At 54.5% G+C, this 25116-nt stretch carries 25 protein-coding genes; 11 read left to right on the top strand and 14 right to left on the bottom strand.

All coding sequences use genetic code 11. The features are described 5' to 3' along the window. The first annotated feature begins 89 nt into the window (after nt 1-89). Nucleotides 90-380, top strand: coding sequence for a helix-turn-helix transcriptional regulator (locus JK231_RS10340; RefSeq protein WP_097119505.1), 291 nt, complete (start codon nt 90-92; stop codon nt 378-380). A gap of 17 nt (nt 381-397) precedes the next feature. Here JK231_RS10340 and JK231_RS10335 read toward each other — a convergent pair whose 3' ends face one another. Next, nucleotides 398-1957, bottom strand: coding sequence for a methyl-accepting chemotaxis protein (locus JK231_RS10335; RefSeq protein ID WP_058959570.1), 1560 nt, complete (start codon nt 1955-1957; stop codon nt 398-400). 171 nt (nt 1958-2128) lie between these two features. Here JK231_RS10335 and JK231_RS10330 point away from each other — a divergent pair, with 171 nt between their 5' ends. From JK231_RS10330 to ppa, 3 genes are all read left to right on the top strand, one after another. Continuing rightward, complete coding sequence (locus tag JK231_RS10330; protein ID WP_097119504.1) at nt 2129-2542, top strand: lysozyme inhibitor LprI family protein; 414 nt, start codon at nt 2129-2131, stop codon at nt 2540-2542. 71 nt (nt 2543-2613) lie between these two features. Then, nucleotides 2614-3063, top strand: coding sequence for a DUF441 domain-containing protein (locus JK231_RS10325; RefSeq protein WP_038644476.1), 450 nt, complete (start codon nt 2614-2616; stop codon nt 3061-3063). Nucleotides 3064-3163: 100 nt separating this feature from the next. After that, entirely contained in the window at nt 3164-3694 is a 531-nt protein-coding gene (ppa, locus tag JK231_RS10320; RefSeq protein WP_034829250.1) for an inorganic diphosphatase, read from the top strand. 54 nt (nt 3695-3748) lie between these two features. On the opposite strand, the gene JK231_RS10315 is transcribed toward ppa, so the two are convergent. From JK231_RS10315 to JK231_RS10305, 3 genes are read right to left on the bottom strand one after another with little or no spacing between them, the layout of a single operon-like run. After that, nucleotides 3749-4102 carry a gamma-glutamylcyclotransferase gene (locus JK231_RS10315; RefSeq protein WP_034829253.1) on the bottom strand — a complete coding sequence of 118 codons (354 nt, stop codon included), beginning with the start codon at nt 4100-4102 and terminating at the stop codon, nt 3749-3751. 2 nt (nt 4103-4104) lie between these two features. Continuing rightward, a complete protein-coding gene (locus JK231_RS10310; RefSeq protein ID WP_211728487.1) occupies nt 4105-7875 on the bottom strand; it encodes a translocation/assembly module TamB domain-containing protein in 3771 nt (1256 codons plus the stop codon). After that, the gene (locus tag JK231_RS10305) at nt 7872-9611 is read right to left on the bottom strand and encodes an autotransporter assembly complex family protein (RefSeq protein ID WP_211728486.1); all 1740 of its coding nucleotides are present in this window, start codon (nt 9609-9611) and stop codon (nt 7872-7874) included. The genes JK231_RS10310 and JK231_RS10305 overlap by 4 nt, the downstream gene beginning before the upstream one ends. Before the next feature lie 449 nt (nt 9612-10060). Between JK231_RS10305 and JK231_RS10300 the strand changes: the two genes are divergently transcribed. Further along, on the top strand, nt 10061-11398 hold the full coding sequence (locus JK231_RS10300) for a hemolysin family protein (RefSeq protein ID WP_034829259.1): 1338 nt from the start codon (nt 10061-10063) through the stop codon (nt 11396-11398). Nucleotides 11399-11485: 87 nt separating this feature from the next. Here JK231_RS10300 and JK231_RS10295 read toward each other — a convergent pair whose 3' ends face one another. Then, entirely contained in the window at nt 11486-11692 is a 207-nt protein-coding gene (locus JK231_RS10295) for a DUF1107 domain-containing protein (protein WP_031280153.1), read from the bottom strand. Between the two features lie 313 nt (nt 11693-12005). On the opposite strand from JK231_RS10295, the gene JK231_RS10290 reads away from it, so the two are divergent. Further along, a complete protein-coding gene (locus JK231_RS10290; protein ID WP_211728485.1) occupies nt 12006-12560 on the top strand; it encodes a YtfJ family protein in 555 nt (184 codons plus the stop codon). A 111-nt stretch (nt 12561-12671) separates the two neighbouring features. Here JK231_RS10290 and cysQ read toward each other — a convergent pair whose 3' ends face one another. Beyond that, complete coding sequence (gene cysQ, locus JK231_RS10285) at nt 12672-13418, bottom strand: 3'(2'),5'-bisphosphate nucleotidase CysQ (protein ID WP_160834420.1); 747 nt, start codon at nt 13416-13418, stop codon at nt 12672-12674. Nucleotides 13419-13711: 293 nt separating this feature from the next. Between cysQ and JK231_RS10280 the strand changes: the two genes are divergently transcribed. Continuing rightward, entirely contained in the window at nt 13712-15658 is a 1947-nt protein-coding gene (locus JK231_RS10280; protein WP_211728484.1) for a bifunctional 2',3'-cyclic-nucleotide 2'-phosphodiesterase/3'-nucleotidase, read from the top strand. A gap of 58 nt (nt 15659-15716) precedes the next feature. Here the strand turns inward: JK231_RS10280 and fklB are convergent, their stop codons facing one another. Then, the gene (gene fklB / locus JK231_RS10275) at nt 15717-16337 is read right to left on the bottom strand and encodes an FKBP-type peptidyl-prolyl cis-trans isomerase (RefSeq protein ID WP_038644441.1); all 621 of its coding nucleotides are present in this window, start codon (nt 16335-16337) and stop codon (nt 15717-15719) included. 214 nt (nt 16338-16551) lie between these two features. Here fklB and JK231_RS10270 point away from each other — a divergent pair, with 214 nt between their 5' ends. Beyond that, nucleotides 16552-17208 (top strand): LysM-like peptidoglycan-binding domain-containing protein, encoded by a 657-nt coding sequence (locus JK231_RS10270; RefSeq protein WP_211728483.1) that lies wholly within the window; start codon nt 16552-16554, stop codon nt 17206-17208. Between the two features lie 58 nt (nt 17209-17266). Here JK231_RS10270 and rplI read toward each other — a convergent pair whose 3' ends face one another. The 4 genes from rplI to rpsF are packed head-to-tail and all read right to left on the bottom strand — an operon-like array spanning nt 17267 to nt 18707. Next, nucleotides 17267-17716, bottom strand: a complete 450-nt coding sequence (gene rplI / locus JK231_RS10265) for a 50S ribosomal protein L9 (protein WP_034829315.1) — start codon at nt 17714-17716, stop codon at nt 17267-17269. Between the two features lie 39 nt (nt 17717-17755). Then, nucleotides 17756-17983: a 30S ribosomal protein S18 gene (rpsR, locus tag JK231_RS10260; protein ID WP_002210155.1), complete on the bottom strand. Its 228-nt coding sequence runs from the start codon at nt 17981-17983 to the stop codon at nt 17756-17758. Nucleotides 17984-17987: 4 nt separating this feature from the next. After that, nucleotides 17988-18305: a primosomal replication protein N gene (gene priB, locus JK231_RS10255; protein ID WP_034829319.1), complete on the bottom strand. Its 318-nt coding sequence runs from the start codon at nt 18303-18305 to the stop codon at nt 17988-17990. 6 nt (nt 18306-18311) lie between these two features. Next, complete coding sequence (gene rpsF / locus JK231_RS10250) at nt 18312-18707, bottom strand: 30S ribosomal protein S6 (RefSeq protein WP_034829324.1); 396 nt, start codon at nt 18705-18707, stop codon at nt 18312-18314. Nucleotides 18708-19090: 383 nt separating this feature from the next. On the opposite strand from rpsF, the gene JK231_RS10245 reads away from it, so the two are divergent. Continuing rightward, entirely contained in the window at nt 19091-19297 is a 207-nt protein-coding gene (locus JK231_RS10245) for a hypothetical protein (RefSeq protein WP_034829327.1), read from the top strand. Nucleotides 19298-19344: 47 nt separating this feature from the next. Here the strand turns inward: JK231_RS10245 and yjfP are convergent, their stop codons facing one another. Continuing rightward, nucleotides 19345-20094 carry an esterase gene (yjfP, locus tag JK231_RS10240; protein ID WP_211728482.1) on the bottom strand — a complete coding sequence of 250 codons (750 nt, stop codon included), beginning with the start codon at nt 20092-20094 and terminating at the stop codon, nt 19345-19347. A 160-nt stretch (nt 20095-20254) separates the two neighbouring features. Here yjfP and JK231_RS10235 point away from each other — a divergent pair, with 160 nt between their 5' ends. Together JK231_RS10235 and bsmA are read left to right on the top strand one after the other, a co-directional pair. Beyond that, the gene (locus JK231_RS10235) at nt 20255-22186 is read left to right on the top strand and encodes a methyl-accepting chemotaxis protein (protein WP_211728481.1); all 1932 of its coding nucleotides are present in this window, start codon (nt 20255-20257) and stop codon (nt 22184-22186) included. Between the two features lie 55 nt (nt 22187-22241). Further along, nucleotides 22242-22568, top strand: a complete 327-nt coding sequence (bsmA, locus tag JK231_RS10230; protein WP_211728480.1) for a biofilm peroxide resistance protein BsmA — start codon at nt 22242-22244, stop codon at nt 22566-22568. Here the strand turns inward: bsmA and JK231_RS10225 are convergent. Further along, nucleotides 22542-24170: an isovaleryl-CoA dehydrogenase gene (locus JK231_RS10225; RefSeq protein ID WP_097119490.1), complete on the bottom strand. Its 1629-nt coding sequence runs from the start codon at nt 24168-24170 to the stop codon at nt 22542-22544. The genes bsmA and JK231_RS10225 overlap by 27 nt on opposite strands. A gap of 89 nt (nt 24171-24259) precedes the next feature. After that, nucleotides 24260-24994, bottom strand: a complete 735-nt coding sequence (gene rlmB / locus JK231_RS10220) for a 23S rRNA (guanosine(2251)-2'-O)-methyltransferase RlmB (RefSeq protein ID WP_211728479.1) — start codon at nt 24992-24994, stop codon at nt 24260-24262. Nucleotides 24995-25116 lie beyond the last annotated feature (122 nt).

Here is a 25116-nt window from a genome sequence, read left to right as displayed (position 1 = left end):
ACTCTCCTTAGTTCTCGTTATAGGTTGCCATAACGATACTACGTTACTCGTAGTATCTGACAAGCAGCAAATCTACGATTCTCGTAGGCATGAAACCGACCTCTTCCCTGCAAAAAACCTTCTGTAGACGCCTGAAACAGGTGCGTCTGGTGAAGGGTTTTTCGCAAAAAGGGTTAGGGATTGCCGCTGGCATTGAAGAGTTTTCCGCCAGTGCGCGCATCAATCGTTATGAAGTCGGTGTGCATCAGCCCGATTTACTGACGCTGCAACTGCTGGCGAAAGCGCTGGAGATCCCCGCCGCCTATTTTCTGGCAGAAGATGACCAATTAGCAGACATGATCCTGCGCTTTGCTGAAGAGATAAGTAGCAACGCGCCATAAGCACGTTGCACCTGTTTTTACGCGGCGACCACGCGGAACTGCGCCATTGATTCCTGCAACTGCTGTGACTGCGCTTCCAGCGACTGCGTGGCGGCACTGGCTTCTTCCACCAGCGCGGCGTTTTGCTGCGCGGCTTCATCCATTTGCGTCACCGCCTGATTCACCTGCTCAATCCCACGGCTCTGCTCTTCTGAAGCAATCGAGATCTCTTTCATCAGTGATGTGACACGCATCACTTCGCTGGAGATTTCATCCATGGTTTCACCGGCGCGTGTCGCCATGTCGCTGCCCTCTTTAACACGCGTTTGTGATTCGCTGATCAACTCACGAATCTCTTTAGCGGCGGTCGCACTACGGCCAGCCAGCGTACGCACTTCGTTGGCGACCACGGCGAAGCCACGGCCCTGCTCGCCAGCACGCGCGGCTTCCACCGAGGCGTTCAGCGCGAGGATATTGGTCTGGAAGGCGATACCATCAATCACGCTGAGGATGTCGCCGATGCGGTTAGAGCTTTGGGTGATCTCCTGCATCTTCTCCATCACGTAACCCACCACCTCTGCGCCACGATCGGCGCTGGTCGACACATTGCTGGCCAATTGATTGGCCTGCTGAGCGTTACTGGCGTTAAGACGGACGGTGGCGGTCAGCTGCTCCATGCTGGCGGCCGTTTGCTCCAGCGAAGCAGCGGACTCTTCGGTGCGCTGCGACAGATGCACAGTGCCCGCCGCCAGTTCACGGCTGCCCACATCAATCTGCATGCTGGCTTCACGCACCTGACTCACCGAATCACGCAGCGCCAGCTGCATATCGGAAAGGGCCTGATTCAGGCGACCAATTTCATTTTTGCCTGCGGCAGGTAAAGGCTGCGAGAGATCGCCCGCCGCAATCTGTTCCAGATGTAGGATTGCGTTGTCCAGAGGACGCAGCAGCGAGCGACGCAACAACTGCCAGGCCAGTACGATTAGCAGCAGTGTCAGTACCATCACCACGCCAATCATCACCTTCATCCGGACTTCGTTGTCAGCCGCCTGCTTGAGGCGTGCCGCAGAGACTTCATCGGCGTAAATACTGAAATCATTCACCGCCTTCGAATAGTTTGCTGCCAGCTGTGATTGTTTGCCTTCCAGCACCTGATAGTACTCATCGGTATACTGTTTTTTTAAGGCATCCATCATGGGCGTGATGCCTTCTTTATCGTAGACGTTGTAGGTCGCCACAATCGCATCGGCCAGAGTTTTACCATGCGCTGTTACGGTGCCTGCATCGACAAATGCTTTGAGGAACTGGTGAGAACTGTCCACTGCGGCTTGCGCCTGCTGCGTGACTTTGGCGCCGTCATCCAACAGACCAATTTCGATCTTACGAACGGCCAGCGCCGCATTGGCGCGGGCGCGCATTAAATCTGAACGGCTTTGGTAGAGCTTGTTGAGTTCAATCCCCTGAATGCGGTTCAGCGCATCCAGAGATTGATTTCCAGCATTAATGGCATAGATGCCCATGGCGCTGACGGCTAACAGCATCACCGTCATGATGGCCAACAACGCAAGTAAAGCGGTACGTATTGATAGTTGTCTGATCATGATCATTCCCGTGTGTATGAAAAGGCAGAACTCCACTGGCCCTAAAACGGAGAGATTATCGGCAGCTGGTCGCAGAAACTTTATCCAATGTTGATGGTCAATCTGCCGACGTTCGCTTACCCTTCAGCTTTTCTGAAGTCCGCTGCGCAAAAATGAAGGAATGAAATGATGAAAAAGTGGCTCCCGATTGCCTGTCTGTTCGCCAGTAGTATGGTTATGGCGCAGACGCATCCGCTCGACCAGCAGCTACAGCAGTGTCTGGACAAGGAATCCAGCACCGCGGGCATGTCCCAGTGCTACGGCAGCGCCAATAAGGCCTGGGATAAAGAGATGAATATGCAGTACAACCAGATGATGAAAAAATTAACTGGCGAACCTAAAGACAAATTACGTGCTGCCCAACGCGCGTGGCTGGCCTATCGCGATAGCTGGATGGAGGCCAGCCGCAGCTATTTTATGAGTCGCCAGGGCAGCATGGCAGCCCTTTCCATCGGGGCTCAGGGCGTTAATCTGGTGCGGAATCAGGCTTTAATGTTGCAATCAATGAACAAAGGCAGTTGCGCCAATCCCGATGATTGTTGATAAATGGTGGCGTTAAAAAAACGTCAGCGCAGGCACTGACCTGCGCATCCATCCATCTTCAGGGAGAAAACATGGCTGCTTATGCCTCTACCATCATTCTGGTCTGCCTCGCCGTCCTGAGCTATTTCGTTCATAACAGTGCCGTTACCATTTCCATTCTGATCCTGCTCGCCATCAAGCTGACACCGCTGTCGCAGTTCTTCCCGTATGTGGAAAAACAGGGCATTCAGATCGGCATTATTATTCTAACTGTCGCAGTGATGGCGCCACTGGCAAGTGGGACGTTGCCCGCTTCATCCTTGCTGAAGTCATTTGCTAACTGGCAATCGATCGTGGCGATCATTGTCGGGGTGTTTGTTGCCTGGCTGGGCGGGCGCGGCGTCAGTTTTATGAGCGTGCAGCCATCAGTGATTGGTGGATTGTTAATCGGCACCGTGATTGGCGTGGCGTTTTTCCGTGGTGTGCCGGTCGGACCACTGATTGCTGCAGGGATTGTCTCGCTGTTTGTCACCGCGAAGTAGGCCGTTGGAGCATTCCGAAACGCCAAAAAGGGGGCATACTTTCAGAGTCAGTTGGCTATAATAGCCGTCACTCAACATACGACCAATGAAGGAAAGCCAGATGAGTTTGAACCAGGTGCCTGCAGGTAAAGAACTGCCAGAAGATATCTATGTCGTTATCGAGATCCCAGCGAATGCCGATCCGATCAAATATGAAGTGGACAAAGAGTCTGGCGCCCTGTTTGTAGACCGTTTCATGTCTACCGCCATGTTCTATCCGTGCAACTACGGTTACATCAACCACACCCTGTCTCTGGATGGTGATCCGGTTGACGTGCTGGTACCAACCCCGTATCCGCTGGTGCCGGGCTCAGTGATTCGCTGCCGTCCAGTTGGCGTGCTGAAAATGACCGACGAGTCTGGCGAAGATGCCAAACTGGTTGCGGTTCCGCACACCAAACTGAGCAAAGAATACGATCACATCAAAGATGTGAACGACCTGCCAGAACTGCTGAAAGCGCAGATCACCCACTTCTTCGAGCACTACAAAGATCTGGAAAAAGGCAAATGGGTAAAAGTTGACGGCTGGGACAACGCTGAAGCGGCCAAAGCTGAAATCATCTCTTCTTACGAGCGCGCACAGAAGAAATAATCTTCTCTGCCTCGCAAGCATAAAAAAACACCGTCCAATGGACGGTGTTTTTATTTATGCCTCGGGTGCGTCGTCGCGCTTTAGCCAGTCACCGCTCGCAATGCGGGTGCGACCCGCAATCGAACGCTGATAGACATACAGCCAGGCACTGCCGTAAGGCGTCTGGATGAGTTGGCGTTTGTATTCGCCATTCTTGGTGCGCAAGGCATCGAGTTCGCCAAGCGTGCTGGCGTCGATGCGATACACTTCGCAGAAGACGGTTCCCTCATCTTCAACGACGCCCGGATAGTGACCCAGATTGTAGAGCGCAAACCCTTCAATCTGATGGTCGCCGAGCCATTGCGCATTCGTCATCCAGTGACTGTTTCCCTGTTTGCGCCGTAAACTGCCGTAGACAATTATTCGCATTGCTAAAACTCAAACTGATAGAGCAAATCCAGTGCCTGATCGAGACCGGACACGGCTTCCAAATAGAGTTTGGGCATCAGGCGGTAACGCAAGGTTAACGTCGCCAGTGAATCAAATATGCCAACACCGTATTTTACTTGTAGACCCGGCAGTACATAACCGCTCACCTGCACCTGCTGGCTGTCGCCTACACCGGTGGTATCAAGCGCGAGGTTACTGACGCCGAATGTCTCGCCGATTTTACCCATAACCTGACCACTTTGTGCAACCCCTAACCCCACAAGTGCTGAAGTTAATGCATTACTGTCGCCATCACTGCTGAGTCCCTGACCGCGTAATAAGTAAGAAAGCGCTTCCTGCTGCGACATGGCGGGGTCAGAGAACACCTCGACTTTCGGCTCATCGGCCAGGCCGGTGACGCGAATACCGGCGGTGACATCATCTTCGGTGGCTTCCGGGTTACGTATCGCTTCAAGGTTAACGTACGGCTGATCTGGCGGCCCGGCAAACTGCAACTCGCCTTTACGCACAATCAGATCCTGCCCGTAAGCGTGGAAGCGGCCATCAGGAATATTGATCTGTCCGTTTAAGCCCAGACCGGTTTTATCCTGCACCAGTTTAAGATCGCCATTCAGCTTGGCTTTTAGACCAAAGGCTGACAGCCGCACATCGTTACCGACATGGATCACCAGGTTGCTGTTGATCGGAATGGCGGCGGTCTTCGGTTGAATCGGCTTGAGATCTTTATCCAGCATCACCTCATCCGAGGAGACGCCAGTGGCGCTTTCCGGCACTTCCTGCACCGTGATGCGCGCCCACGGAATATCCACTTTGCCATCAAGATTAAACGCGGCTGGCGTGGCTTCAAACACCAGGTCTGGCGAGACATCCATACGCACCATCGGTGGCACGGTGACACGAATACGGTTGCCCTGCGCGGTGATGCGCGCACGCCAGTTATCCAGCTGGCTCCAGTCGGCATTGCCGCCCAGATTGAGGTTGCCCTGCGTCGTCTGTAACAGGCCGTTAAGCGTCGAACTCATGCCATTGAACACCATGTTCAGATTGGCGGAGGTGAGTGTGACCGGCATAAAGCTGGCCTGCACGTTGACATCGCTCAACCCCAACTGGCCAAACACCTGCGGCTGTTGCAGTGTGCCGCCCAGACGCAAGTTGCTGTTGAGGTTGCCTTTAATCTTTTCACCCTGCATCAACGCCGGATTGAACATCGCCAGCGACAGATTGCTGATACCAATATTACCTGACAGCTGGCGACGGGTTTGCGGATCGGCAATCTGCACATTACCGCTCAGCTGGCCGTTGTTGACGATGTGAATCAGCCAATCGAGTTGGGCACGACCGTTGCGCATCGCGGCATTCAGGTTAAGCGTGTCAAAGGCGATCGGCAGCGTGTTGCCCTGCACGTCTTGTTCGACTTTCACGCCGTTACCTTTCAGCGAGACCGTACCGGTTGGCAGCGCGCCGTCGGCGGTCCAGTTCACACGCGCATCCCCACTGAACACACCGTTCAGTTTGGTGGCATCGGTGAGGAACGGTTTGATCATCGCCAGATCAAAGCGGTTCAGCACCACATGGGCGTGACCGCTGGCCCCGGCTTCAATCGGCTCGGGTACGCACAGCTGCGCGTTCGGGTTCTGCCAGCAGTGTGGCCCGATAGAGGCGGTCTGCTTAGTGTTGAGGTAATCAATCGCCATCGCACGCGTCAGACGCCATTCGCCCACCGGGGTATCAAAGTGGGTGTTGTTGAGATTGCCCTGCCAGCGTTCAGTTTTGCGATCAAAGCTGCCGTTGAGCGCCAACTGGCCGGAGACCGGCTCGCCCTGCACGTTCAGCTTGAGCTGATGCTGCTTCTCGTTGCCGTCCGCATTCAGCGTCAACAGATTGATCTTCAGCGCGTCCTGTTGCAGTTGCTCAACGCGCAGCTGCAGCTTACCGGCGATCTGATCGCTGGATTTCACATCTCCTTCCAGCGCCACACGACGAATCTGCAGTTGCTGCCAGCGCAAGCCGGTTGCAGTGAGATCGGCCAGCAGCTGCGGTGCCTGCAAGGTGCCGCGTGCTTTTACCGTGCCTTTCGCCACGCCGCCGAGTCCCGGCAGTGCGTTATCCAGATGCGGTGCATCGATATTGGCATCCAGGTTGAGCGTGTCGCCCAGTTCACCTTTCACGTCCAGATGGTTGCGGCCCAGTGCGATATTAATGCCCGGGATTTTCCACTGGTTATAGCTGTTGCCGGTGAGTGAGCCATTGGCGCTGACGGCGTTCTGCTTCACGTTCCCTTTCAGCTCCAGCTGCGGCACGCTCAGCTGCCAGCTTCCGCCGTACAGGCTGCCACGCGTGGCGATTTTGCCGTCGAGTTTGGCAGGCCAGTCCGGGTACTGTTTGGCGGTGTTGATGCCGGATAGCGTCAGTTCGCTGCGCCAGCTGATGGCTTTGCTCCAGTCCACCAGCGCGGTTAAATCAACGTTACCCTGCAGTGCCGCCACGCGCAGCTTGTCCAGACTGAACTGCTGCACGTTGCCTTTGCCATCAAGCGCAATGGTCGCCGGCGGCACGGCTTCGCCTTTCACAGCGGTGCGCAGTGACATCACATAATCAGTGGCTTTGCCTTTGAACTGATAATCGAGGTTATCCGCCTGATACTGCACCGGGTCGGTAAGCGGCCAGCGCAACTCCGGGCTGGTGAGTTTCAGTGACAGTGGCAGACCCGCCACCGCCGGTTGCGCTGCGGCATCCAACTGTGCGCGGACCGGGCCAGAGAGATTCAGCCCCAGCTTAAGCTCTTCACGCATCGCCCCGCTGAGGTTCATTTTGATCTTCTCGCCCTTGATCGGATCGAGATTCAGCGATCCATTCAGCGCGAAATTCACTGGCCAGTTATCCGCCAGCTGCGCATCACCGCTGGCATTCACCTGCCCTTGCGGTGAATCGATGTCAAAGGTTTCTAACTGAAGATGGCGGTCAGCGGTTTTGGCTTTCAGCAACAGACGGGTAATCGACACATCGCTATCGCCGGTCAGGCGCAGCTGTTCGCCGAGCAGCTCCTGAACGGTAATATCCAGCGGCAGCTGGAAGTCAGGCAGTTCGGGTAACAGCGGTTTGGCAAACATCTCTTGCAGCGTTTCACCCAAGGGTTTCTCATCCGGCTGCGGCTGTTGCACTTTCGGCTGCACCACTTGCTCATCAACCACTTTCGCCGCCTTCGTCAGCGCTATCAGCAGGCTTTGAATATGCGTTGGGGTTAACGTCAGCGCGCGACCCTGCCAGTTGAGGCCGGTGGTGAAGTCCAGCAGCGAGATGGATGTGTCATCCACTTTGACGTTGATGTTGTGCAGCCCGACCTTGCTGAGCGTTATCGGATACGGCGTGGTCAGGTTGGTGCTACCGCTCTCTTCCTGCGGCGGTGGTGCAGCGGCCGGGGCCATTTTCTTGCTGTCGACCACCACGCTGACATCCTGCAAGCCAATGTCATTCACGCACACCGACGAGTGCAGCAGGCAGTTCAGGTTGAGCGCCAAATGGAAGCGTCCAGCATCCACGCTGACGCCCGGCATCTCATACTTCACACCACTCAGCGTCAGATCGCGCCAGCCACCTTCGACTTTGTTGATCGATAAACCGGGCACCCAGCGATCGGCACCTTTCAGCACCAGATGCAATCCGGGTGTGGTGCCAATCAGAAATGCCACACTGCCAAACAGCACCACCAAAAAAATACCGAATCCAATCAGGACCTTTTTCCACAGCTTCATAGTTCAGGCCCCAGTCCTACATAGAATTGCAAACCATGTTCCTTGTCATCGCCAATCGGCCGTGCGATATCAAATTTGATTGGTCCGACCGGAGAAGCCCAGCGCACGCCAACACCAGCACCGGTTTTAAAATCACTCTGTTTGATGTCGTTTACCGCTTCACCGGAATCGACAAACACCGCGCCCCACCACTTGCCGGTCACGTTGTATTGATACTCCAGCGAGCCGGTGGCCATTTTGGAGGCACCGGTCAGCTTGCCGTCACTGTCGCGTGGCGAGACATCTTTGTATTTATAGCCGCGAATACTGCGGTCGCCCCCGGCGAAGAAGCGCAGATCCGGCGGAACTTTGTCGAAGTCGTTGGTCTCGATCCAGCCCAGGTTACCGCGTACCACAAAGCGATTTTTCTCGCCCAGCATACGGATCCAGACGTTTTGCGCCTGCAGGATCAGGAAGTCGACATCCGATCCCCAGGTGGTATCGGAGACATCGACGGAATAACGCTGCGAATCGCCCCAGGTCGGCATCAAGCCACCGCGTGAACGCGTGCGGCTCAAACTCACGCCCGGATAGAGCAGCATGGTGGTGTTGGTGACACTGCCTTGGGTGAAGTGATCAAGACTCCACTTCAGGTTAACCGCGCGCTGCCAGCCGGAGCTGCTGTCCCAGTTACGCGACACGCCCAGCGTGGTGGTATCGGCTTTGGTGTCGTTGAGATCGGTACGCTTCAGGCCACCTGAGAAGGTGTAATACTGCTCCAGCGGGCTCTTCAGCAGCGGCACTTTATAGCTGAGATCGAGTTGCTGCTCGGGAGCTGAAATATAGGAGCTGGCGGTGAGGCTGTGGCCGCTGCTGTTGATCCACGGCTTTTTCCACGTCCCTTTCAGACGCGGGCCGACATCGGTGGAATAACCGACACCGGCTTCGATGGTGTTTTCAACGCGTGGCGAAACGACGGCATTCAGCGGCAGCACTTTGGTCTGGCGACCTTTGTCGAATTCCGGGGCAACGACCACCGAGTTAAACCAGCCCGTGGCTGACAAGCGGCGGTTTAATTCCGCTAAATCGCGCGAGCTGTAAGGGTCGCCCTTTTTGAACGGCACAAGATTCCGCAGATAGGCTTCGTTGATTTGCGAGCCCTGGAAGCTGACATCGCCAAAACGGTAGCGCGGGCCACTGTCGTAATCGATATCCCAGAATGCTTCGCGTCTTTCGACCGAAACGCCAAGCTGGCTTTGCTTAAAGTCACCGTCGAAGTAACCATTACGCAGTGCCAGGCTGGAGAAGCCATTTTTAAATTTGTCGTATTCGCCGTGATTGAGCTGGGTGCCGATTTTCGGCGTGCCCTGCTTCACCCAGGCTTTATAGTCATCATCGTTTTTCGCCGCACCTTCGACCACGATGTGGCTGCCACCGATTTTCACCGGTTCGCCCGGCTTAACGTGGGCGATCAGCACCGGTCGACCGCCCTGCGGCGGCGCGGGACGTGATTCGAAATCGATTTCGGGTTCGTAATAACCGAGTGCCCGCAAGCCTTCTTTAATCGCCTGCGAGACACGCGCCTGGAAGCGCCCATCACTCGACACTTCGTCAGTTCCAATGGTGGACAAGCGCGCCCTGACGTTCTTCTGTAAATCCCCGGTTAGCCCTTCCAGCTGCAAGCGCACTTTCGCTGCCTCAACGGCAGGTGCAGCAAGCAACAGGCTGGCCAAACAATAAATATGCAATCGCGGCACGCTTACTCCTGTTAATAATGCCTGCCCCTTATTCCGCAGGGGCGTTATTTCTCATCGGAGGCTATCACCACCACTCGCTTACCCATCAGCATAGCCGCTCTTTTTGGCGGATGGCTGAGGAAAAATGGTCACTAAGCCAAATCATTTCCTATTGTCGGTAAATGGGGGGAGCGATACAACACCGAAGCCGCACTTCTGCGACTGAGGGGAGCGCACTCGGATTATTCCGACCTCCTTGTGCGCGCCTCTGGCGGCGGCATAAGCGCTGCTGCTATAATCAGCACCCAGCAGGCATGACCTGCTTTCCTTTCTGCCCCGACGTTAACGTTCCTTGTCGAAATGGCGCAGACATTTTTGGCACGGATAGCCCTGTATGACAGGCGAATACTGGATGTTCTCCTGCGCTGCCCAGGCCAAAAATGACAAGTGATTAACCCAACGGATCTTTTATGCTCGATAGCTTACTTGTCATTCTTTTACTGATTGTGATCAGTTCATTCTTTTCTCTTTCTGAGATCTCGCTGGCGGCTGCCCGTAAGATCAAACTCAAACTGCTGGCCGATGAAGGCAACATCAATGCGCAGCGCGTGCTGAAAATGCAGGAACAGCCTGGCATGTTCTTCACCGTGGTGCAGATTGGCCTCAATGCCGTGGCCATCCTCGGTGGTATTGTCGGCGATGCCGCGTTTTCCCCCGCCTTCAGCAGTTTATTTAGCCGCTTTATGGCCCCTGAACTGGCCGATCAGCTCAGCTTTATCTGTTCCTTTACCGTGGTCACCAGCCTGTTTATTTTGTTTGCCGATTTAACGCCGAAGCGTGTGGGGATGATCGCGCCGGAAGCGGTGGCGCTGCGCATAATCAACCCGATGCGCTTCTGCTTGCTGGTGATGCGTCCGCTGGTGTGGCTGTTTAACGGGCTGGCCAACGTGTTTTTCCGCATCTTCAAGCTGCCGATGGTGCGTAAAGACGACATCACCTCCGACGATATTTACGCGGTGGTGGAAGCCGGTGCACTGGCTGGGGTGCTGCGTAAGCAGGAACACGAACTGATCGAAAACGTCTTTGAGCTGGAATCGCGTACCGTCCCGTCTTCGATGACGTCACGCGAGAACGTGGTGTGGTTTGATCTGCACGAAGATGAAAACAGCCTCAAAACCAAAATCGCCCAGCATCCGCACTCAAAATTTCTGGTATGTGATGGCGACATCGATCATATCGTCGGTTATGTCGATTCCAAAGAGCTGCTGCTGCGCGTGCTGGGCAATCAGAGCCTGACCCTGAGCAGCGGCGTGCAGATTCGCTCTGCGCTGATTGTGCCGGACACATTAACGCTCTCTGAAGCGCTGGAAAGCTTTAAAACTGCTGGCGAAGACTTCGCGGTAATCATGAACGAATACGCGCTGGTGGTGGGGATCATTACCCTCAACGACGTGATGACCACGCTGATGGGTGATTTGGTCGGCCAGGGTCAGGAAGAGCAGATTGTGGCACGTGATGAGAACTCATGGCTGGTTGAAGGCGGCACACCGATTGATGACGTGATGCGCGTGCTGGATATCGATGATTTCCCACAGTCCGGCAACTATGAAACCATTGGTGGTTTTATGATGTACATGCTGCGCAAAATCCCGAAACGCACCGATTTCGTCAAGTTCTCAGGTTACAAGTTTGAAGTGGTAGATATCGACAGTTATCGCATCGATCAGCTGCTGGTGACGCGTATTGACGATCGTCCACCGGTGCTGAGTGTGACGAAGAGCGCCACTGATGAGCTGGAGTCGCCGTAGTACCGGGCGGCAGAAAAAAACAAGGCGCGATTTCTCGCGCCGCTACTGAGGGCGCCTGATTGCATGGCGCCCTTTCTTTTTTACTGCTTAGTTGTACTCGGCTTGCAAACGCAGGACCTGGCGGTTGATCTCGGACATCACGCTAAGGTGCTGTTTATCTTTGACGCGGGGCAACATCACTTTGCCTTTATCGAACTCAAACGCGCCAACATCCTTGATATACAACCTTCCTTTAAAAAGCGTTTTTACGTATTTCGCAATTTGCAGCGGATTATAGCGCTGGAAGATTTTCATACTGTCTAACTCCTGAACAGATGTACTACGCTTCGTCGTTGCCAAATCCGGTACGAACCCATGAAGCGCAAATGAGGCATAACTATAGAACACCAATCGTTACGTATGTTCCGAAAAGGTGAATTTTTTACTGAATTGACACATTATTACAGAACACTCTGTTATGCCGTTCACAAAACCCAGTATAAACCTTCACTCATTAAGGAATTGTGGCGTGGGTTGCAAAGCTGTTAACTCATCGCGACAGGCGCATCATCCACACCTAATATTGCAAAAACATGAATAACTGGTCGGATCACTAAGGAGTATCACCATGCGTTTGGCACACTCTGTGTTAGCCCTGGCACTGCTGGTTCCCAGCCTTGTCTCAGCCCATGCTTTTAAGATCGGCGATCGTGTTCCGCCAGTGGGCGTGAGCGACAGAGGCGAACTGCTTTATCAACAAGATAAGTTTAGCTACCAACCGTGGAATAGCGCGCAGCTGAGTGGAAAAGTGCGTGTCATCTTACATATTGCCGGGCGTTCTTCGGCCAAAGAACAGAATGCCGCGCTGATTGAGGCGATCAAAGCGGCGAAATTCCCGCATGACCGTTACCAGACTACCACCATTGTGAACACCGACGATGCGATTCCCGGCACGGGGATGTTTGTGCGCAGCAGTATTGAGAGCAACAAGCAGCAATATCCGTGGTCGCAATTTATCGTCGACAGCAACGGCAACGTGCGTAAGGTCTGGCAGTTGGAGAAAGGGGGTTCGGCAATTGTGGTACTGGATAAGACCGGGCATGTGCGATATGCCAAAGAGGGTGCACTTACGCAGGATGAAGTGCAGCAGGCGATGAAACTCATCCGTGAGCTGTTGCAGTAAAAACGAAGGTCGCCATTAATGGCGACCCTGTGTTGCCCGGCTTGTGTTCTATATTCATCCCGGAATGAATAGCGAAAACACAGGCTTCTTTCGCAAAGTGCGCGTCAGGAACTAAAACAGCGAGACGCGGAAACCCGGATTCAGGAAGGATTCGCGTGGTGTGTAGTCGAGAGTTTTACCCTGCCAGTCATGCACGTGGGCTCCCGCCGCAATCGCCACCGCGTGACCTGCTCCGGTATCCCAAATGTTGGTTGGCCCAAAACGCGGATAGAGCTGCGCTTTACCTTCCGCCACCAGACAGAATTTCAGTGAAGAGCCAATTGCCGTGGTTTGATGTTCGCCTAACTGCGTCAGATACTCTTTCAGCTCTTCATCTTTATCTGCATGCGAACGGCTGACAACCACCAGCAGTGGACGCGCCTCGCGCACCTGAATCTGCGTTTTATGGCCGCCCTCTTCTTTCCAGGCTTTGCCATCAGCGGCCGAATACATCACACCCAACGCGGGCGCATAGACCACACCTAACACCGGTTTGCCGTTTTCAATCAGGGCAATATTGACGGTGAATTCACCGTTGCGCTTGATGAACTCTTTGGTGCCATCCAGCGGATCCACCAGCCAATATTTTTTCCAGTTCTGACGCACCGCCCAGCTCGGCGGATCTTCCTCTGATAACACCGGCACTTCTGGGGAGAGCGCGGCCAACCCTTCCACGATGACTTTGTGCGCCGCGAGATCGGCAGCCGTGACCGGCGAATCATCTGACTTGCGCGTCACATCCATCGGCTGCTCACCCGCATAGACATGCATAATCGCATCGCCTGCTTCACGCGCCAATTGGCTAATTTTATCTAACATTCTTCACCTCTTTTCCGCTGATTCTGCCTGTCAGACATCAACAGCTCACCTCTACACATTTTAGCAGTTGTGTTCCCATGCTTAGCGGCTGAACTGTCTGAAACGGCAATCTATATGATTATCAATACCATAGTTCAAGGTTGGCGGCTATGGCGTGATACTGAATCCCTTTTTAGCGGACAGCGAAGCCTGCTGATGCGTGAAAGTCTGAGACACATCACAAATTGAAATGATAATTCGTCATTGTTTTACATTATTTTGAGAGGCCCATTAGATCAGACAAGGAGCAAATCATGTTCAAAGCGAGCATGTCGTTACTGGCGCTGTGTGTGACGGCGGCCACGGTGCAAGCCGCTACAGTGGATCTGCGCATTTTGGAAACCACCGATCTACACAGTAATATGATGGATTTCGATTACTACAAAGACACACCAACTGAGAAATTTGGCCTGGTGCGCACCGCCACGCTGATTCAACAGGCACGCGCAGAAGCAAAAAACAGTGTGCTGGTCGATAACGGCGACATCATTCAGGGCAGCCCGCTGGGCGATTACATGGCCGCTAAGGGGCTGAAAAAAGGCGATGTGCATCCGGTATATAAAGCGATGAACACGCTGGATTACGCAGTAGGCAACTTAGGCAATCACGAATTCAATTACGGCTTACCCTATCTGCAGAAAGCGATTGCCGGGGCACGCTTTCCCTATGTGAATGCCAACATTATCGATGAAAAAAGCGGAAAACCGCTGTTAACCCCCTATCTCATCAAAGAAACCACCGTTACCGACCGCAGCGGTAACCCGCATCGCTTAAAAATTGGCTACATCGGCTTCGTTCCACCACAGATTATGGTGTGGGATCGCAACAATCTGCAGGGCAAAGTGCGCGTTGATGACATCACGGAAACAGCGAAGCGCTATGTGCCGGAAATGCGCGCAAAAGGTGCTGAAATAATCATCGCCATTCCGCACTCAGGTTTAAGCAGTGAGCCTTATCACGCCATGGCAGAGAATTCCGTCTACTACCTCAGCCAGGTGCCAGGGATTAACGCCATTATGTTTGGTCACGCGCATGCGGTGTTCCCCAGCAAAGAGTTCGCAGCCATTAAAGGCGCTGACATTGCTCAAGGCACGCTGAACGGTGTTCCGGCAGTGATGCCCGGCATGTGGGGCGATCATCTCGGCGTGGTCGATTTGGTGCTGAATAACGAAGGCGGCAAGTGGCAGGTCATGCAGGGCAAGGCTGAAGCGCGGCCCATTTACGATCCGGTTGCTAAAAAATCACTGGCCGCAGAAGACAGCGGTCTGGTGAAAGTGCTGGAGCAGGATCACCGTGCCACGCGTGAGTTTGTTGCTAAGCCTATCGGTAAATCCGCCGATGTAATGTACAGCTATCTGTCGCTGGTGCAGGACGATCCCACTGTGCAGATCGTGAATAATGCCCAGCGCGCCTATGTTGAGCACTTTATTCAGGGCGATCCCGATCTCGGCCGCTTGCCAGTGCTTTCGGCTGCCGCACCGTTTAAAGCCGGTGGGCGTAAAAACGATCCCGCCAGCTATACCGAAGTAGAGAAAGGTGAACTGACCTTCCGCAATGCCGCCGACCTGTATCTTTATCCGAATACCCTGGTGGTGATGAAAGTCACCGGTGCACAGGTGAGAGAGTGGCTGGAATGCTCAGCCGCGCAGTTTAATCAGATCGATCCGCACAGCAGTAAACCGCAGGCACTGATTAACTGGGATTTCCGCACCTACAACTTCGACGTGATTGATGGCGTCGATTACCAAATCGATGTGACGCAGCCTGCACGCTATGACGGCGAATGTACGTTGATTAACAAAGACGCTTCACGCATTAAGGATCTGACATGGCAGGGTAAGCCCATCGACCCTAATGCGGTATTCCTCGTCGCCACTAACAACTATCGTGCTTACGGCGGGAAGTTTGCCGGCACCGGCGATAAATACGTGGCGTTTGCTTCACCAGATGAGAACCGTTCAGTGGTCGCGGCTTATATCAGCAGCGAAACCAAAGTACACGGCGAAGTGAAACCGCAGGCCGATCATAACTGGCGTTTAGCGCCGATTCACAGTGATACGCCGCTGGATATTCGCTTTGAAACCGCACCGGGCGAGAAAGCCACGCAGTTTATTGAGAAGTACGCTGATTATCCGATGAAAGCCGTGGGCAGTGACGAGATCGGTTTTGCGATTTGGCAGGTAGATTTGCAGAAGCAGTAAGATTGGCAAAAAAATGGCCAGTCATTCACGACTGGCCATCCACTACGAAAAATTCAGATTACAGAATTTCCAGCAGCTCGACTTCGAATACCAGGGTGCTGAATGGCGGGATGGATGCGCCAGCACCGCGTTCGCCGTAGGCAAGGTTTTGTGGAATCACTAATTCCCACTTAGAACCCACTGGCATCAGGGTCAGCGCTTCAATCCAGCCCGCGATCACGCCGCTTACCGGGAATTCAGCCGGTTCGCCACGTGCCACTGAGCTATCAAATACCGTACCGTCGATCAGTTTGCCTGTGTAGTGTACACGGACACGATCCTGACGTGATGGAATCGGGCCATCACCTTGAGCGATTACGCTGAACTGCAGACCAGATTCCGTGCTGCTCACGCCTTCACGCTGCGCATTCTGCTCCAGGAATTTATGGCCCTCAGCCGCCATGGCTTCCACACGCTCACGGCGCACGCCTTCTGCACGTTCGTGCACTTCACGCAGCGCGCGATGTACCACGTCAACAGGCACAGCCGGTGAGTTCCCTTCCAGCGCGTCGCGCAGACCCGCGAGCAGTGCTTCTGGCTGCAGGCCCTGCAGTCCAGATTCCTGCAGCTGCTGGCCGACCTGTAAACCGATACCGTAACTTGCTTGTGATTCGACGCTGTCGAATGAAGGGGTGGTCATCTTGATTCCTTAATCCCGGAGAAAATAGAAACGGCAGCATAACAGCGCAGGCGGCTGGCGTAAAATCTGCAGCGCCGCAGATGACATTTACCAGGGAAAGAGAAACAATACGCAGGTCAAATTTTTCAATGCTGGCAGGCACTTCGCGCCCGCATTGCCCATACTATAGCTGTGGCAACGTTTTCGTCGTACAGCGCTAAGAAAGAGAGAATACATGGGCCAGATCGCCCCACGACGCCGCAGGACGCGCGCACCGCGTGCTTTTACTTTATCGAGGTTGCAACGTTGGCTGCCGCAATTTTCGCGCAAGGCCGCCAGCGAGGAGGATTCACGAATGGCTTCTGATACCCCTTCCCGCGTTCCCGCCGTGCTGCTGCGCGTCTGGCATCTGCTGGATGATGTGCGCTGGATGAACCCGCTACCGGCCTTCCATCGCCGTGGCATTGTGATTGCCTTACTGGTTCTGCTATTAGCGTTTCTCTGGCCGAGCAGTACGCCGCAATATCCGATTGAGCGCCCGGCAGATAACAGCAGCAAAGAGGTGCCGTTACAGGCAGAGATTTACGATAACAAGCAGCCGCAGAACACCCAACCGAAAACCGATTCTCAGGGCGAATGGCATAACTACACGGTGGCATCAGGTCAGACGCTGGCACAGTTGTTCCGCGACAATAATCTGCCGGTGAATGATGTGTTCGCGATGGCACGCGTCGAGGGTGACGATCGGCCGCTTAGCGCATTGAAGAATGGCCAGCAGGTGAAGGTTCGTCAGAACGCGCAAGGCGTGGTGACAGGATTAACGGTGGATGGCAGCAACGGCCCGGTGTTATTTACTCGCCAGCCCGACGGCAGCTTTATCCGCGCTCAGTAAATCGCAGATACAAAAACGCCGGCACATGGCCGGCGTTTTCGCGTTACCGAGTAAAAAATTACTCAGCCACTACATTCACAACCAGTTTAGCGAACACTTCGCTATGAACCTGGAAGTCAACTTCGTGCTCACCGGTAGAACGCAGAACGCCGTTTGGCAGACGCACTTCGCTCTTAGCCACTTCAACGCCAGCTGCAGTTACTGCATCAGCGATGTCGCGGGTACCGATTGAACCGAACAGTTTACCTTCGTCGCCTGATTTAGACGCGATGGTAACGGTGCCCAGTGCATTGATTTTCTCTGCACGTGCGTTAGCAGCAGCCAGAACGTCAGCCAGTTTGGCTTCCAGTTCAGCGCGACGCGCTTCGAAGAACTCAACGTTTTTCTTGGTAGCAGGAACAGCTTTGCCCTGTGGAACCAGGAAGTTACGAGCGTAGCCCGCTTTAACGTTAACCTGATCACCCAGGCTGCCCAGGTTTGCTACTTTATCAAGCAGAATAACTTGCATTACCTTATCCTCTTAAAGTCGTTAATGGACAACTACCAATTACTGATGACGATCAGTGTATGGCAGCAGGGACAGGTAGCGAGCGCGCTTGATGCAACGAGCGAGCTGACGCTGGTATTTTGCACGAGTACCGGTGATACGGCTCGGGACAATTTTACCGCTTTCGGTAATGTAGTTTTTCAGTGTAGCGATATCTTTGTAATCAATCTCTACAACGCCTTCCGCGGTGAAACGGCAGAATTTGCGACGACGGAAATAACGTGCCATTTGGCTAGTCTCCAGAATCTATCAATTCAATCTGCTCGGCATGTAACACCATTCTGCTCTGACCATTGCGTGCCTGATGGCAGCTAATGAAACCTTCGAGAACGAGTTGCGTACCGACCGTTATATGTTGAGTAATCACCTGATGGGTGCTGCCGCTGATAATCACCGGCATCTGACACCAGGCTTGCCGGTGAAAACCGGCCTCCTCCTGCACAGAACGGTGCTCAAGCACGAACTGGCAGTGAGGAATCCCTGACGGACTGACTTTTCGAACTGGCGTCTTGCACACAGTGCCTGACAGGCGCAGTCGATTTGCCGTCATGTCGGATTACTCTTCAGAATCCCCAGCATCTGAGTCATCTGATGATTCGTTAGCGAAGTCTTCGCGACGATCACGACGCTCATCTTTCGCTTTAACCATCGGAGATGCTTCAGTTACCGCGTGCTTAACGCGCATAACCATGCTGCGGATAACGGCGTCGTTGAAGCGGAAGTTAGTTTCCAGCTCGTCAATCACTTCCTGCGGTGCTTCTACGTTCAGCAGAACATAGTGAGCTTTGTGCAGTTTGTTGATTGGGTAAGCCAGCTGACGGCGGCCCCAGTCTTCCAGACGGTGAATCGTGCCCTGTGCACCGGTGATAGCACCAGTGTAACGCTCGATCATACCTGGAACCTGTTCGCTCTGGTCAGGATGGACCATAAATACGATTTCGTAATGACGCATCGATAGCTCCTTACGGATTATTCAGCCTCCTGTCGGGGTCAGCTGCGGCCCATGGAAGCAAGGAACGTTATAGGTTGTGAATCATTTAAATGAAACACACCTCTGAATGCAGCTGAAAAATTGACGCGTAATCATACTGGCGTCCCCCTGGAAACTCAAGCGCACAATTCATCAAATCGCGTGGGTCGTGCCAGTTAAGCGCACCTTTTGTGCTAAGGATTAAGATTCAGCGGGTTAGCGAGGGTTTATTCAAAATTGCTGATGGAGGCGTTCAACAGGGCGATCTGGCATCAATGTGGCGAAGAACTAAACTATTTACAGGCGCAACGGTTTGGCTTATTCGCGGCGTCTGAGAGTGTAATCCCTGGAGTGAGGAGTCGAATATGAAAACCATCATTTTCGCCACTTTACTGGGTCTCTTCCTGTCTCCACCCGCTTTCGCCAGCTCCGCTGACTACGCGCAGCAGATGAGAAGTAACAGCAGCAATGCGGCTTCAGGCTATGTCTATGTCAACCGGCTGGATGCGCCTGGCAGTAACCCAGTCAGTGCGAATACCAGTGCAGCAGATCGTCTGTCTTCACAACTGTAAATCGGATGACGTAACGGGCTGGCTCACTTTGCCAGCCCGAGTTGTTTCTACAGCTGATGTTTGAAAAAACTCACCAGTGCAGTCAGGGCTGAAGGCGTGATTTTGTGGCCGATGTGCTTTTCCGACAGGTAAGTCATTTTTTCATTCAACGCGGCTTCACGCAGCCCTTTCTCCAGCCGGACGGTTTCAGCGAACGGCACCACTTCATCGGCTTCACCGTGCCACAACAGCAGCGGGCGATTGGCCAGCTTATCCAGTTGCTGGCTGGGATCGTAAGGTGCCAGCGGCGCGAGGCGAGCAGCGAAGGCCTCTTTCTGTTCTGGCGTGCGCGCCACCAGCGGTGGGAACAGCGTGTGGCTGAGCTGCATAAAGTAACCGGAGCCCATCATACAAGCGACGCTATGAATCTGCGGATAGCGCACCATCGCGCCCAACGCCGTCATGCCGCCCATCGAAGCACCAGCCACTGCAAAGCGCTCATCGGCAATCAAATCTTTCTCACGCAGCGCCGCTTCTAACTGTGGTACTTCGTCGATGTTCTGTTTGAGGATCTCCCAAAAGTGCGTCATACGCGCTTCAGTATCCCCGTTGTAGCGCGCGCCGTGCATGTCGGCATCCGGCATCACGACGCGGAACCCAGCCTGCGCCAGCGCCACCGCGAAGTAGCTGTACACTTCTTTGGATGAGGTAAAGCCGTGATAAAACAGGATGGTGGGTAACCGTGCCTGCCGCTGTCCTGCGGGAGCCGCATGGATACACTCAATACCTGCCAGGTTTTCCGTTGCCAACTCAATCATACCGCCTCCGTTGAGAATGATTATCACCCGTCACAGTGTAAGCGCTGAGCGACAAAACGCGAGCGACTTCACATTTAATCAGAATAATTTCTGTACTAAACCTTTTGCCGCATTTGCCGTTGATCTTGTACCCCTCCAATAGTCTTGAAATAGGTACTTTATGAAGCGTCTCTCTCTCAGCGCCATGGGTCTCGGCATTAAACTGTCTGTATTGACGTCTTTAAGCGTGGCGATTGTGCTGTTTACCCTGACCCTAACACTGAGTCATAACGCGGCCCGTCAACTGGAGCAGCTGGCGACTGACGATATGCAAAATCAGGTGCTGGGCATTAATGAAATGGCCACCATGTTTAACGCCACGTTGTCTGAAGAAGTGGCGAACTACACCAAACTTTTCCAGAGCTTCCTGCCCAAGCGCTTTAGTCGTGATGAGAACGATCGCATTCAGGTCGGCGAATTCAGCACGCCTACGCTGCGCGCCGGGCTGAAAACCCTCAACCTCGATCAAATCGCGGTGGATGATTTTCTCGATCGCACCGGTGCGGTGTCGACCATCTTTGTGCGTGACGGTGAAGACTATGTCCGTATTGCTACCTCGCTGAAAAAACAGGACGGTAACCGCGCCATCGGCACCAAACTGGATCGCAGCAGCGCGGCATGGCGCAACGTCAATCAGGGCGAAGTTTATCGCGGACTGGCCACGCTGTTTGGCCATCGTTATATCACCCAGTATCAGCCGGTGCAGGATGAGAGCGGCGCGGTGATCGCTATTCTGTTCGTTGGCGTACAGATCGATACGCAATACGCCCTGATGCGCGACAAAGTGCTGGCGCGCCATCTCGGCGACAGTGGCAACTTCTTTGTGTTGAACGGTGCCACCGGCAGCACGCAGGGACAGTATCTGTTTGATCGTCAATCAGAAGGCAAATTGCCGCGTTGGGATCAGACCGTCCAGCAGCAACTGTTAACCCAGCCAAAAGGGTTAATGAGTATTGAGCTCGATGGCGAGACTAAGTTATTGGCGTGGCAGCAACTGCCGGGCTGGAACTGGATTATTGCCGGAGAAGTGAGTCGTGCCAGCCTGCTGGCCCCGATAACCCAGAGCCGTAACCTGTTTATCGTCATTGGGCTTGCCCTGGTCATCGCTTTTGCCGTGGGCTTTATCTGGTACAGCCGACGCGCCATTACGCTCCCGTTGCAGCAGGTGATTCATCTGGCAGAGCAGTATGCGGCCGGTAATTTGCAGGCGCATCTGGATTCCACCCGCCGTGACGAAATCGGTCAACTGGTCGCGGCCATAAACGGTATCGGCGATGGGCTGGAAAAAGTGGTGAGTCAGGTTCGCTATGCGGCACGCGATATCAGTCGTGGCACTGACACTATCGCCGCCAGCAGCTCCAGCATTAGCGAACAGATCAATCGTCAGGCGAGTAGCGTGGAAGAGACCTCTGCCAGCATGGAGCAGTTTGGCGCGACGGTGGCGCAAACCGCGGCCAACGTCCGCCAGGCGATGGCGCTGGTCGGTGAAGCGGCCAGCACCGTCAATCATGGCGGCAGTACGGTGGCACGCTCGGTCGAAACTATGGCGGAGATCCGCGTGGCTTCACAGAGCATTGCTGATATCACCCATGTGATTGAATCGATCGCTTTCCAAACCAATATTCTGGCACTTAACGCGGCGGTGGAAGCGGCGCGTGCCGGTGAGCACGGCAAAGGCTTTGCCGTGGTGGCAGCGGAAGTCCGTGCGCTGGCGCAGCGCAGTGCCAATGCGGCTAAAGAGATCGATAACTTGATCGCCACCTCCATCGATAAAGTGGCGGCTGGGCATACGCTGTCGGAGCAAACGCGTGATGCGATGCAGCATATCGTCAGCCATATTGAGCAGGTGAAAACGCTGATGGGCGAGATCAATATCGCCGCACAAGAGCAGGCAGCGGGCATTGGTCAGGTTAATCTGGCAATGAATCACATTGGCCAGGCAACGCATCAAAGCAGCGATATGATCACCCAATCGGAAACCACCGCGCAGACGCTAAGCCAGCAAGGTCATCATTTGACGCAGCTAGTGAGTGTTTTTCATTTGAAAGACTAATGTGAACGGGGAAGATGGCCTAAACTGGAGCCATCTTCCTTTTCAGGAGCGTGTTATGCATCGCTTTTTACTGGTGTTGAGCCTATTACTAACCGGATGTGCTGCGTTTAAAACCACGCCGGAAGCCCCACCGCCGCCCACCAGCCACGCGCAGGAGATTAGTCGTGCGCAAAGTTATGGCTTGCGCAAGCTGGGCAATATTACGATCTCTACCCGTGGTTCACCGGATGATGCCGAGCGCGCACTGGCCGCACGCGCGAATCAGGCGGGCGCGGTTTACTACCAAATCCTGATGCTGGATGAAACCACGCTGCCCGGTTTTTGGTACGGTACTGCGATTCTCTATGGTGCGCCTTCAACCAGCGCTGGCGCGCAACAGTAAGCGCGTGCAGAGGTCGTCACTCAACGAACGCCGCCCCCGCATATCCAGGTGTTGATCGCACCAGCCATCAGCCAACGGCGGTTCTGCCACTTTTAACAGAATCGCCGCGCTCGCCAGTTGTAACAGTTCCTGCGTCACCTCACGTGCCATACCTTCCCGCACATGGTTGAGCTGCAGCCTTAACTGGCGCCAGCGACGATCAAAGTGGCGATTGCTGCCTTTTACCGCTTCAAATTCATCGTTGAGCATGGTCATGACGTCCGCCTGGCGACCCAGCACGCGCAGCACGTCGAGGCACATCACGTTGCCAGAACCCTCCCAGATGCTATTAACCGGCATCTCACGGTACAGACGCGGCAGTTCACTCTCTTCGCAATAGCCGATGCCGCCCAGCACTTCCATCGATTCTGCCACAAACGGCATGCCCGCTTTGCAGATGCCAAACTTGGCGGCGGGGGTGAACAGTCGCGCATATAAACGTTCGTGCTCGCTGGCGGGGGTGGACCATGCACGCGCTAATCGCATTAGCAGCGCGGTTTGCCCCTCTAACTGCAATGCCTGCTGCGCCAGCACGGTGCGCATTAATGGCTGATCGCTAAGGTTTTTGCCCATCACCTGACGCTGCTGCGCGTGATGCAGGGCAATCGATAAGGCGCGGCGCATTAAGCCATGGCTGCCCAATGCGCAATCAAAGCGTGTCATGCCGCCCATTTTCAGGATCAGCCGCACGCCATCGCCCTCTTCGCCCATCAGCCAGCCAATCGCATCCTGAAATTCCACCTCGGCGCTGGCGTTGGAGCGGTTGCCTAGCTTGTCCTTCAGGCGCTCGATGCGAATGGCGTTGCGCGTGCCATCAGGCAGCAGACGCGGCAGAAAGAAACAGCTCAGCCCTTGCGAAGTCTGGGCCAGAATCAAATGCGCATCGCTTTGCGGCACAGAGAAAAACCATTTGTGACCGGTGATCCTAAATGGTTCGCCCGTGCCGCGTGCCCCAATGGGTTCCGCGCGCGTACTGTTGCTGAGCACATCGGTTCCGCCCTGTTTCTCGGTCATGCCCATGCCAATCAACAGGCCGCGCTTTTTGTTGCCCGGCTGGTGATGCGCATCGTAGCGATCGCTCAGCAGCGCCTCGCGCCAATCCGCGTAGGCTTCCGGCAGATGATTTTGCAGTAGCGGAATGGCGGCGTGAGTCATGGTCACCGGACAGAGCGAACCCGCTTCGACCTGAGCATGCAGCATAAATCGCGCTGCACGCGCCACCATCGCATTGGGCTGCACATCGGGCTGCCAGCTGAGGTTGTGCAAGCGGCTGGCGCATAGTCCCTGCATTAGCAGATGCCAGGCCGGGTGAAAGCGCACTTCGTCCAGCCGTTCACCGCGTGCGTCATAGCGCTGCAGCTCAGGCGGTTGGGTATTCGCCAGCCGACCTAATTCCAGCGATTCCGCGCTGCCGAGTTGCAGTCCGACAGAGGCCAGCCATTCGCGGTCCCAGCCAGCACCCTCACGTGCCACTGCCTCGCACAAAGCGATATCGCGGGTGAATAAATTGCTGTTACTGAGAGGATGGGGCTGATTGAAAACGCTGTGGGTTGTCCAGGTCATAATGTGGCATCTCCCTCATAAAACGCATGGTTCAAGTATGAGGGGGATGTGCAGTTATGCCTGGCTCAGAAACACTTTTGTGGTGGGGATCACGCCAAACGCTGGCGTACCGCTTCGAACAGGCAGACGCCGGTGGCGACAGAGACGTTCAGTGAAGAGACGCTGCCCGCCATTGGGATGCTGATCAGCTCATCGCAGTGTTCACGGGTCAGACGACGCATGCCTTCGCCTTCCGCACCCATCACCAACGCCATCGGGCCAGTCATGTTGCTCTGGTACACGGTGTGATCGGCTTCACCTGCGGTGCCAACCACCCAGATGTTGTACTCCTGCAGTAAACGCAGGGTACGTGCCAGGTTGGTGACGCGAATCAATGGCACGTTCTCTGCTGCACCACTGGCGACTTTTTTCGCCGTGGCATTCAGCGGGGCGGCACGATCTTTCGGCACGATGACGGCATGCACGCCCGCCGCATCGGCGCTACGCAGGCAGGCACCGAGGTTATGCGGATCGGTAACGCCATCCAGTACCAGTAGAAACGGTTTTTCCAGGCTTTGCAGCAGATCCGGCAGATCGCCTTCCTGATAGTTTTTACCCTGCTTGACGCGTGCCACGATACCTTGATGCACACCGCCTTCCACCTGGCTGTCGAGCCATTGGCGATTAGCCACCTGAACCACAATTCCCTGAGCTTCCAGTGCGGCAATCAGCGGCTGCAGGCGACGATCGTCACGGCCTTTGAGAATAAAGACTTCCTGGAAACGCTGAGGATCACGTTCCAGCAGCGCCTGCACGGCATGAATACCAAAAATTATTTCACTCATTTGTTTGCTCAAGGTTGGATGTATCGATTTGAAAATTTGAGTATTAATTTCGGTGCACATAACTGCGCACCCTACAAAACGTGCTGATTTAACGTACGCTCGTCGTCACAACACGCTGAACT

It is taken from the genome of Pantoea sp. JGM49 (assembly GCF_018257655.1).
Lineage (GTDB): Bacteria > Pseudomonadota > Gammaproteobacteria > Enterobacterales > Enterobacteriaceae > Pantoea > Pantoea communis.
The sequence above is the reverse complement of the archived record's forward strand: the minus strand, read 5'-3'. Positions and strand labels throughout refer to the sequence as shown.

Bases quoted from the DNA above. Each gene is read 5' to 3' on its own strand.
- rplI (WP_034829315.1), bottom strand. From the start codon at position 17,716: ATGCAAGTTATTCTGCTTGATAAAGTAGCAAACCTGGGCAGCCTGGGT.
- rlmB (WP_211728479.1), bottom strand. From the start codon at position 24,994: ATGAGTGAAATAATTTTTGGTATTCATGCCGTGCAGGCGCTGCTGGAA.
- bsmA (WP_211728480.1), top strand. From the start codon at position 22,242: ATGCATCGCTTTTTACTGGTGTTGAGCCTATTACTAACCGGATGTGCT.
- JK231_RS10310 (WP_211728487.1), bottom strand. From the start codon at position 7,875: ATGAAGCTGTGGAAAAAGGTCCTGATTGGATTCGGTATTTTTTTGGTG.
- JK231_RS10280 (WP_211728484.1), top strand. From the start codon at position 13,712: ATGTTCAAAGCGAGCATGTCGTTACTGGCGCTGTGTGTGACGGCGGCC.
- JK231_RS10330 (WP_097119504.1), top strand. From the start codon at position 2,129: ATGAAAAAGTGGCTCCCGATTGCCTGTCTGTTCGCCAGTAGTATGGTT.
- rpsF (WP_034829324.1), bottom strand. From the start codon at position 18,707: ATGCGTCATTACGAAATCGTATTTATGGTCCATCCTGACCAGAGCGAA.
- JK231_RS10270 (WP_211728483.1), top strand. From the start codon at position 16,552: ATGGGCCAGATCGCCCCACGACGCCGCAGGACGCGCGCACCGCGTGCT.
- yjfP (WP_211728482.1), bottom strand. From the start codon at position 20,094: ATGATTGAGTTGGCAACGGAAAACCTGGCAGGTATTGAGTGTATCCAT.
- JK231_RS10315 (WP_034829253.1), bottom strand. From the start codon at position 4,102: ATGCGAATAATTGTCTACGGCAGTTTACGGCGCAAACAGGGAAACAGT.
- JK231_RS10325 (WP_038644476.1), top strand. From the start codon at position 2,614: ATGGCTGCTTATGCCTCTACCATCATTCTGGTCTGCCTCGCCGTCCTG.
- priB (WP_034829319.1), bottom strand. From the start codon at position 18,305: ATGACGGCAAATCGACTGCGCCTGTCAGGCACTGTGTGCAAGACGCCA.
- JK231_RS10235 (WP_211728481.1), top strand. From the start codon at position 20,255: ATGAAGCGTCTCTCTCTCAGCGCCATGGGTCTCGGCATTAAACTGTCT.
- JK231_RS10225 (WP_097119490.1), bottom strand. From the start codon at position 24,170: ATGACCTGGACAACCCACAGCGTTTTCAATCAGCCCCATCCTCTCAGT.
- fklB (WP_038644441.1), bottom strand. From the start codon at position 16,337: ATGACCACCCCTTCATTCGACAGCGTCGAATCACAAGCAAGTTACGGT.
- JK231_RS10340 (WP_097119505.1), top strand. From the start codon at position 90: ATGAAACCGACCTCTTCCCTGCAAAAAACCTTCTGTAGACGCCTGAAA.
- JK231_RS10245 (WP_034829327.1), top strand. From the start codon at position 19,091: ATGAAAACCATCATTTTCGCCACTTTACTGGGTCTCTTCCTGTCTCCA.
- JK231_RS10290 (WP_211728485.1), top strand. From the start codon at position 12,006: ATGCGTTTGGCACACTCTGTGTTAGCCCTGGCACTGCTGGTTCCCAGC.
- JK231_RS10300 (WP_034829259.1), top strand. From the start codon at position 10,061: ATGCTCGATAGCTTACTTGTCATTCTTTTACTGATTGTGATCAGTTCA.
- ppa (WP_034829250.1), top strand. From the start codon at position 3,164: ATGAGTTTGAACCAGGTGCCTGCAGGTAAAGAACTGCCAGAAGATATC.
- rpsR (WP_002210155.1), bottom strand. From the start codon at position 17,983: ATGGCACGTTATTTCCGTCGTCGCAAATTCTGCCGTTTCACCGCGGAA.
- cysQ (WP_160834420.1), bottom strand. From the start codon at position 13,418: ATGTTAGATAAAATTAGCCAATTGGCGCGTGAAGCAGGCGATGCGATT.
- JK231_RS10295 (WP_031280153.1), bottom strand. From the start codon at position 11,692: ATGAAAATCTTCCAGCGCTATAATCCGCTGCAAATTGCGAAATACGTA.